General features: G+C 44.5%; 9 protein-coding genes and 1 pseudogene. 1 reads left to right on the plus strand and 9 read right to left on the minus strand.

The genetic code is table 11. The features are described from left to right. From R4I06_RS03610 to R4I06_RS03650, 9 genes and pseudogenes are all read right to left on the minus strand, one after another. Positions 1 to 214 (minus strand): annotated as a pseudogene (locus tag R4I06_RS03610) (hypothetical protein); the annotation flags it as partial. Positions 215 to 646: 432 nt separating this feature from the next. Then, on the minus strand, positions 647 to 1,858 hold the full coding sequence (locus tag R4I06_RS03615) for a hypothetical protein (RefSeq protein ID WP_334414186.1): 1,212 nt from the start codon (positions 1,856 to 1,858) through the stop codon (positions 647 to 649). A gap of 15 nt (positions 1,859 to 1,873) precedes the next feature. Continuing rightward, positions 1,874 to 2,227, minus strand: a complete 354-nt coding sequence (locus R4I06_RS03620; RefSeq protein WP_334414187.1) for a ferredoxin family 2Fe-2S iron-sulfur cluster binding protein — start codon at positions 2,225 to 2,227, stop codon at positions 1,874 to 1,876. 27 nt (positions 2,228 to 2,254) lie between these two features. Beyond that, positions 2,255 to 4,060, minus strand: a complete 1,806-nt coding sequence (locus R4I06_RS03625) for an Hsp70 family protein (protein ID WP_334414188.1) — start codon at positions 4,058 to 4,060, stop codon at positions 2,255 to 2,257. Continuing rightward, positions 4,051 to 4,491 carry a Fe-S protein assembly co-chaperone HscB gene (gene hscB / locus R4I06_RS03630; protein WP_334414189.1) on the minus strand — a complete coding sequence of 147 codons (441 nt, stop codon included), beginning with the start codon at positions 4,489 to 4,491 and terminating at the stop codon, positions 4,051 to 4,053. Before hscB ends, R4I06_RS03625 begins: the two co-directional genes overlap by 10 nt. After that, a complete protein-coding gene (locus R4I06_RS03635) occupies positions 4,484 to 4,870 on the minus strand; it encodes a HesB/IscA family protein (protein ID WP_334414190.1) in 387 nt (128 codons plus the stop codon). The genes hscB and R4I06_RS03635 overlap by 8 nt, the downstream gene beginning before the upstream one ends. 15 nt (positions 4,871 to 4,885) lie before the next feature. Then, complete coding sequence (gene iscU / locus R4I06_RS03640; RefSeq protein ID WP_334414191.1) at positions 4,886 to 5,281, minus strand: Fe-S cluster assembly scaffold IscU; 396 nt, start codon at positions 5,279 to 5,281, stop codon at positions 4,886 to 4,888. A gap of 8 nt (positions 5,282 to 5,289) precedes the next feature. Then, positions 5,290 to 6,531, minus strand: a complete 1,242-nt coding sequence (locus R4I06_RS03645) for an IscS subfamily cysteine desulfurase (protein WP_334414194.1) — start codon at positions 6,529 to 6,531, stop codon at positions 5,290 to 5,292. Positions 6,532 to 6,539: 8 nt separating this feature from the next. Continuing rightward, a complete protein-coding gene (locus R4I06_RS03650) occupies positions 6,540 to 8,126 on the minus strand; it encodes an aminotransferase class V-fold PLP-dependent enzyme (RefSeq protein WP_334414192.1) in 1,587 nt (528 codons plus the stop codon). Positions 8,127 to 8,301: 175 nt separating this feature from the next. On the opposite strand from R4I06_RS03650, the gene R4I06_RS03655 reads away from it, so the two are divergent. Next, positions 8,302 to 9,009 carry an alpha/beta hydrolase gene (locus R4I06_RS03655; protein ID WP_334414193.1) on the plus strand — a complete coding sequence of 236 codons (708 nt, stop codon included), beginning with the start codon at positions 8,302 to 8,304 and terminating at the stop codon, positions 9,007 to 9,009. The last annotated feature ends 14 nt before the right edge of the window (positions 9,010 to 9,023 follow it).

A 9,023-nucleotide genomic window follows, 5' to 3' on the forward strand; every position in this document is an offset into this window, starting at 1 on the left:
ACTCATGTAGTGTTTCACCCGAGCACACCATGCATCTTGTGATCTTAAATATCTCGGTTGCACGTGCTTCCATTGCAGGTGAAGGAAGCTTTTTATCTATAACAAAAGCATCTGCAATATAGGGAAGAGAAAACAATAATGCAAAAATGAATGTAAAAAAAACGCTGCAGGCTGAGCAAAAGCCCGTCTTACTTGCGTGGTAGTAAATCATCATAGCCACCATGATTCCGATATAACATAGCCAAATGACGTTAATTAAATACTAGGTGAGTTATAACCTTTACGCTCCAACTAATATACCATTTTACCTATTTTAAAACGCTATGTTAGTAGCAGTTGAGCAAAATGCGTCAACCACTAATACAATATGATAAGACTCGCGAAGGATGTAAACGCACACATCCTACGCAAACACCTCTCACAAAACATGGGTGCAAAGGCGCTACACAGCATAACGATGGAATAACCAGGGTAACAAAATGCAAGGCAACTTCCTCCAAGAATTACATGGAGTGTTGCTCCGCATCATAGCCAAGAACACATGCCACAAGCAGTAAAGTTCTACTACCCGAAGAGATGACCCTAACAAATAGTAATACTGCGCTCGGCACATTCACAACAGCTACACGATCCCGTAATGGGGTATCTAGTATTCTTTGCCCGGCGTTACCTTATCGCCCTTATCATCCTTACCCAAGGCCTTTTCTCTATTATCTCCATCTGCTTCTTTTAGCACCTCTGCGGAAAACTGATCAAAGGACATCTTTCCTACGCTCAATTCACCACCATCAGACTTCAAAGCAAGAGTAACAGTATCACTAGACTCATCATACCTATCGGCAGCACGACGCGTTACTCTCCTTATTGAGTCTATACCTTCCAACATCTTCTTGCCTGATTCATCATCCACCCAGAATCTATCCGCAGCACTCTTAGATAGAAGGTTGAAAAGCTTTCCGTGACCCTGCATTTCTAGCAGTATGTCCATCTTACATCCAAAGTGGGAAGAAATGTAACATGTGTCATCCAAAGCCAATGAGCCACTAACTGACAGAGCAAAATCGTCGCTAGATAGCTTGAATTTAGGTACATAAACATCAATACGCTTTTCCTTGCTATCTTGGTCTATAAGCAGGTCATCTATACCAAGATACAAAAACCTAGAAGGTTCTTCCATTAGCAATGACACTTCTGTATTTAGCTTAATCCCGGTATCATCCACAACATCAAATCCGAAATTCACTTTCTTGTACACAGGAATAACCTCCCCGGTAGCAATATTAGTGCAGCTCACATTGTTATCATCAATGTATTGAACCCGAGATATACTGCTGATGCTTTCCGCTTTGCCAAAAACCATCTTCTTTAGATGCTGGAGCAGAAGATTACCGCGCCACTCCAATATAACTCTTGCGCCAACGTCACACCTTAGCAAATCTTTCTCACCCACAACAGCGCCAGAGGGCAACATGGAAACATTAACGACTCCACCGGGGATGGTGACCCTTGCCGTGTTGCTTTTTACACTGTACTCAAAGAGAACTGAATCTATTGTGAGATCAACTGATCCAACAGTTGCTTCCACACCTTCTACGACAATGCCTATATTAGGGACTAAACTCCTTGTTTTCTTTTCCTCTTCACTACTAAAACGCGGACTTACCGCTATATTTTTACGTTTTATCTCTCCCAAAGCTTGGCCACCTAGATGGAAATTCTGGACAGATTCAATCGCAAATGTGGCCATGTCGATCACAGCCAGTCGCACAAAATAAAAACCTCCGGCCACTACCCCAGCTAACAGCAGAACAGCACCAAAAAACCACCTAGCCTTTGACATAGCCCCTCTGAAATTCATTGATTAATTGATTAGTCAATCTTCCTTCTGATCAAAGGAAACATTACGCGTCTCCCCCGGCAATAAGACACACAATCCATCAAGCTCCTTGGTCATTACTACCTGACACCCTAATCTTGATGTTTCAGTTAGACCAAATGCTAAATCAAGCATATCATTTTCTTCGTCAGTGAGCTCATTGCACTCCTCTACTTTACTGTACCACTCGGGAGCAACAATCACATGACAGGTAGAACAAGCCATAGACCCTTCACACGCTCCCTCCAAGTCGACCTTGTTCCTATGAGCCAGCGTTAATAGAGTCTCACCTTCGTGCGCTTCATAAGTTTTACTTGTCCCATCTGGCGACACAAAAGTTACCAATGGCATAAATACCCCAGAACCACGACGCTGCTATTATTGCTCTTTTTCACACAAAACACCACTTCTCTTTTTTCTCAAATCCGCAACAGCTGCACCAACCTTCTGAATGAAATCGCGCGCTTTAACCACGTCGCGTTCCAACAACACGTTGTCAACATTTGAAAGCAGCTCTTGCGCACTCCTTATATCTAAACCCTGCGTTGCAACTCCATCGAGTTGCTCCCTCATCACCTCTACAACCCTTTCGCACTCGGTTTTGACTATATTCCACTCCCTTGTAGCTATGTCAGAGTCAAAATTTTTAACGGAATCCATAACACACTTCTCAATGTCTGACTGCGTGATGCCATCGAATGCGTTTATCTCCACGATCTTTTCTGTGCCCGCATCAGTATCCAAAGCGCACACAGTTAACAAACCATCCATATCAACACGAAATTCAACCTTTACTCTTGCCTCACCCGCAGGCATAGGCGGTACTCTAAAGTCAAACTTCGCTAACGTTCTATTTTCACTTACTATCTCCCGCTCACCTTGGCACACATGTATACTTATAAGAGTCTGGCCATCCATATATGTGGTAAACTCTTGTGACACAACTGCGGGAACAGGAGTGTTACGCGGTATTATAACCTCCGCTATACCTCCCACTGTTTCTAAAGACAAAGACAACGGTACAACATCTATTAGTACCTTGCCCTCAGACACCGCTCTTGGATCCGATAGGTAATATGCCTGAAGCGCGGCACCTGTAACAACAGCCCTCTCAGGATCAACATCATCGCAAATCTCACAACTGAACACGCCCCTCAGAGCCTCCTTTACCTGAGGCATCTTCGAAGAACCACCCACGAGTATCACCCGCGAAATATCACTGGGTTCAATCGATGCTTGCTGCATTGTATCATGCGTTATACTTATCGTTTTTGAGACAATAACGTTTGCAATATCACTAAACTCGCCCCTGGACACAGTGCAGAAAAAATCGCTTTCCCCGCAAACTCTGAACTTATGACTACCCTCATAACCCGAGCATATCTTCTCCTTAGCTTGTCTTGCATCTAAAAGTAAACTACAGGACACATCACCCGCGCTTATACCCCCTTCCCTCACGTATTTTTCTAAAACCCATTGAGAAAGCATCTGGTCAATATCATCACCGCCAAGGTTAGTATCCCCCCCAGTAGCAATAATTTGCAGCACACCGCCATGCATCTTAACTATGGATATATCAAACGTACCGCCGCCCAAGTCATAGACAATAAACGTCTCACCATCCTGGATCTGTTCGTATACCAAAGCTGCCGCCGTAGGCTCACTAAGAAGACGCAAAACTTCTATATTTGCTGCAGACGCCGCATCCCTCGTTGCCTTTCTTGCTACCTCATCAAAGTATGCAGGAACTGTGATCACAGCTCTATTGATTTCTTCACCAGTCCTCGTCTTAACCAAAGCACTGAGATGCTTAAGAATCTCAGAAGAAATCTCAACAGGTGTTACACAGCGACCGTTCCCAACATCCAGGGCAATACCACCCCGCTGATCAAGTACACGGAAACCGCAAAATTTGTCTGCAACTTCACTTATATTCCTACCCATCAATCTCTTGATGGAACGCACCGCATTGGACGTACCGATATCATTCCCTACTCTGACATCGCCACGCTCATCATACTCCACAACAGAGGGTACCAATGACCTACCATGAGCATCACAAAATATGGAGACCTCTCGCCCCGCTTCGACACGCGCAACCAAAGAACGAGTCGTACCTAAGTCTATACCAAATGCCGTAGTACGCCTTGCTACTTCTGGTTCAGCGATATCAACTAACTGCATCCCCTCTTGCTCCTCTCTATCCCCTTTAGGTACTTCAACTTTTCAACTTGCATAGCAGCTTGGTACATATCACCTTCGGCAAAAAGCAACCCTATTTTCTTAAAGCATTCTTCTACCGCATTGCGCACTTCTTCACTGGTTAGATTCAGTTCAAAAACCTCCTCAACAATCTTGCTCCTATCTTCTTCGCTAATACGCACCCCACTTGTTTCTAACATGTACTCAGCACGCGAAACAGGTGACTTTAACACCAGATAGGCCTTATTCACCCTCGCTATATGCTTTACGGCAGACTCTTTGTCTTTGATAAAGAAAAAGCGATCGGGATGCGAACACCTCTGTATATCAATGTAATTCTTTTCCATAAGAGCAAGGTCTATAGAAAAGCTAGCATCACCCAAACCTAAAAGCGTAAAATAATCATCAGACATAAAAACTTTCCCCACACCCACATCTTCCTTTTTCATTAGGGTTTTTAAAAGTAAAACCAGATGATAACTTATCGCTATAGTAATCTATAACCGTACCACGAATGAACATCATAGCTTTCGGCTCAATGAGCATAGTTACACTGAACCCATCTATAATCTTTACAATCTTTACCTCCAGTGGCCTTATATCATACGCATACTCTATATGATACTTCAGGCCATAACACCCCTTTTGCTTGATTAGTACACGTATGGCAATAGTGCCATCATCCCTACCAAGCAATAACTCTTTCATTCTCTTCAGCGCCGCATCCGTAACAACAACGGGATGCTCTTTATCACCAGACGCCCCATCGCTTTGTACAACGCTTTGCTCCATATGAATCTCTAATTACTAAATAGACTCTCTAGCCTTCTGCTTCTTCTGATAGTCGACTACCGCGGCCTTGACCGCATCTTCGGCTAGTAAAGAACAGTGTATTTTTACAGGAGGAAGCGATAGTTCCTTTGCTATGACAGTATTTTTCAACAAGCATGCCTCCTCTATGGTCTTACCCATAATCCTTTCAGTTGCCAAGGAACTTGCGGCAATTGCAGCACCGCATCCAAATGTTTTAAACTTGGCATCTACTATTTTCCCGTTATCATCCACCCTTATCTGCAGCTTCATCACATCACCACAGCTGGGGGCTCCTACCAACCCTGTACCCACTGACGCATCATCCTTAGGCAACGAACCCACGTTCCTAGGATCCTTACAGCGATTCAATACAGCATCACTATAACTCATATAACCACCTAATGTTCATCCCACTTAATAGTCTTCAAATCCGTACCTTCCTGTACCATTTCCCACAAAGGACTGATCTCTCTTAGCTTACGAACGCTACTTATCACCATATCAGCCGCATTCTCTACATCTTCTAACGTGGTAAACCTTCCTATACCAAACCTTATAGACGAGTGCTCCAAGTCTTGATCAAGATTCAGCGCACGTAACACATATGATGGCTCAAGAGAAGCCGATGTGCACGCGGAGCCCGAACTTACCGCTAGATCACTAATAGACATTATGAGCGACTCCCCCTCAACATAAGAAAAACTCAGATTCAAATTGCCCGCTATCCTGTTTGAGTAGCTACCATTCAGCACAACATGCGGCAACCCGTTCATTATCCTCTCGTATAACACGTCACGCAACTTCTTTATCCTTTCGTTCTCATCTTCAGCCTCTTCAGTGGCAATTCTAGCTGCCTCACCAAGGCCAACAGCCAATGGCGTTGGTACTGTTCCAGAACGCATGCCACGTTCCTGCCCTCCACCACTAAAAAGCGGCATCAGCCGTACTCTTGGGTTACGCTTACGTACATATAGGGCCCCTATTCCCATCGGACCATATATCTTGTGCCCTGAAATACTTAGTAGATCTATACGAGATTCATTTACGTCTATATTTAGTTTACCAAAAGCTTGAGCCGCATCGGTATGGAAAAATATGTCTCTCCCCCCACTTTTACAGATTTCCCCTATTTCCCTAATCGGTTGAATTACACCTATCTCGTTATTAACCATCATGACAGACACCAATATTGTATCATCTCTAATGGCCTTTTTAAGCGTCTCTAGATCAATCAACCCATCCTGCTTCACGCCCAAGTATGTGACTTCAAACCCCTCTGTTTCAAGGTGCCTACATGAGTCCAAAACACACTTGTGTTCGGTGCTTACGGTAACTATATGATTGCCCCGGTTTTTATAAAATCGAGCAACACCCTTGATAGCAAGATTATTTGATTCAGTAGCACCAGAAGTGAAAATAACCTCCTTAGGATCAGCGCATATTGCACTGGCAATCTGCTCTCTTGCTACTTCAACAGCCGACTCTGCTTGCCAGCCATAGCAATGACTCCGAGAATGTGGATTTGAAAATTGCTGAAAATAAGGCAACATTGCTTTGATAACCCTATCATCGACCCGCGTTGTCGCCTGATAATCAAAAAACACGGGCAGTTTTTCCGTCCTGCGATCTCCATCCTTCATCATAAACCTCAACTACCCATGGTAACGTGAAAATTGCTGTAAATACTATACCAACAGTCAGCTATTCTGTTGGCTTGGGCATCGTTTGCATCAGGCCCAAAACTTATCCTAATAGCGCTCTTAGAGCACTCATCACTCACACCCATCGCAGCTAATACATGAGATTTTGTGACCTTACCCGAAGTACACGCAGACCCAACTCCAACAGCTATGCCCTTGTTATCAAATCCTATAAGCTGCGTCTCATTACTCACCCCAGGCATAGATACACACGTTGTGTTTGGTAAGCGAAGCACCTTCTCACCAAAGATAACACATTCAGGTACCAACTTCTTTAACCGCGCTTCAAGCAAGTCACGCACGCGAGAAACGCTAGCCATCTTTTCTATTCGTACAGCGAGGTTTTCCAAGGCTACAGAAAGAGAGTAAATCGCTAGAACGTTCTCGGTCCCGGCACGCAGCCCCTTTTCTTGCATTCCTCCATGCAACATTGGCACAACGCTAACTTTTTTCTTGTTATACAACAGCGCACCCGCTCCTGTTATTCCACCAATTTTATGTGACGAAATAGTCACAAAATCCGCTCCAATATCCAGAACGCTTAGTGGAATTTTACCACACGCCTGTACAGCATCAGTGTGTACTACTGCGCCATACCTGTGAGCAATTTCTACCAACTCCTTTATAGGCTGTATAACTCCTACCTCATTATTCGCATATACTACGGATACCAAGGCGCCTATACTCTCACTACCAAGGGACTTTAGTATGTCTTCCAAAGCATCAACAGAAACAACTCCATCACCAGTTACTGGAATAAAAATAGGATCAACAGCTGCATTCATAACAGAGTGATGCTCGACTGATGAAACGATATGCCTATTCTTTACGCTATTGAACACTAGGTTATTTGCCTCTGTACCCGAGGAAGTAAAAACTACCTCATAGCCCCGCGCATCAAGCACATCAACCACGAGCCTTCTTACGTCTTCAACTATCCTCCTTGACCTCTGACCTAGACCATAAATAGCTGACGGGTTGTAGAAATTACCAAAAAGCACCGCATTCCCAAGCTTCTGTCGTACACGTGGACAAACCTCTGATATGGCGTTGTCATCGGCGTAGATATAGCCTTCGTCACAGGCCCCCATTTTCTTTAGAGTGTTGTTGGAAACGTCCAGTATCGTAGTGTTGGAGAGATAGTGCATCATGTATTTCTCCATACCCTCCCATAAATCATGGCTGTTACACCTGCCCTCAGAAGAAGATATGCATCCACCTTCATCACCTTTGCACCGCACCATCTTCACCTGATCCCCGACGGAGTCTAGCAGTAGATCAAGCGTTATCCTCTCGGGAGGCATGCCCAGAGAATACCCGCCCCCAGGCCCTCTCGTAGCCTTTATCAGACCTTTGCCTTTGAGATAGACAATAACCCTCTCCAGATAGCCCTCAGAAAGAGACTGCCTGTCAGCTATGACGGATGCTCTTTTTGGCCTGGGAACTCCGACACCATCATTCTGGACCAAGCTCACCATAAACATGACCGCGTAGCGCAACCGCGTTGTCATTAACACGACGATCTCATATCTCATTACTCAAAAACTTACCCAACAAGCCCCCGCGTGCTGAGCATAGCTAAAAAAACCTTTGGTATATGGAAACTTTTTGGTTAGCATCCCCATGTTGTACAGTGGTAATGAATAATATACCTCATGTCAAGTAGGTTTTTATTAAAGTGTTAGGTAACTGAAGGTCTGGGTAATAGGAATGCGCGAAGTTTTTTTCAATGGGTCAGCTGGTAAGATAGAAGGTAGATTTACTGGAGGTAGGGATGCAAATTCCCCACTCGTTTTGATACTTCATCCACATCCGCAGTATGGTGGTAGTATGGATAACAGGATTGTTTACAACCTGTATAAGGTGTTTGCTAACAATGGGTTTTCTGTACTTAGGATCAATTTCCGAGGAATAGGAAAGTCTGCGGGCGTATTCGATAAAGGCGTTGGAGAGCTAAGCGACGCAGCAGCTGCTGCAGACTGGTTGCAGAATAATAGCACATCAGTTTCATCTTTCTGGGTCGCTGGATTCTCATTTGGCGCATGGGTTGCAATGCAGCTTATGATGCGGCGGCCAGAAGTTGAAGGTTTTGTGGCAGTTTCGCCCCCCGCAAATAGATACGATTTCTCATTCCTTTCACCTTGTCCTGTACCCGGACTCATCATCCAAGGCGATAATGACAGTATCTCCGAGGAGTCTTCAGTAGCTCAGCTGGCTGCCCGCTTGAGCGCATCCATAAAGAGCGAACATATGCAGTACTGCGTAATTGAAAAAGCTGATCATTTCTTCAGAGACTATATGGATCAACTAGATCAGGTGGTTGATACGTACATAAAGTCTCGAATGTCTAGCGAAGGTAGTACTGCCGCTGCTACGAAGAAGACTGGTCGTGTGAAGCGTCCTGTGTTTGCAGAGTGAGAGCTTAAAACAGG

The sequence above is a fragment of the Anaplasma bovis genome, from assembly GCF_036903315.1.
GTDB classification, from domain to species: Bacteria; Pseudomonadota; Alphaproteobacteria; order Rickettsiales; family Anaplasmataceae; genus Anaplasma; species Anaplasma bovis.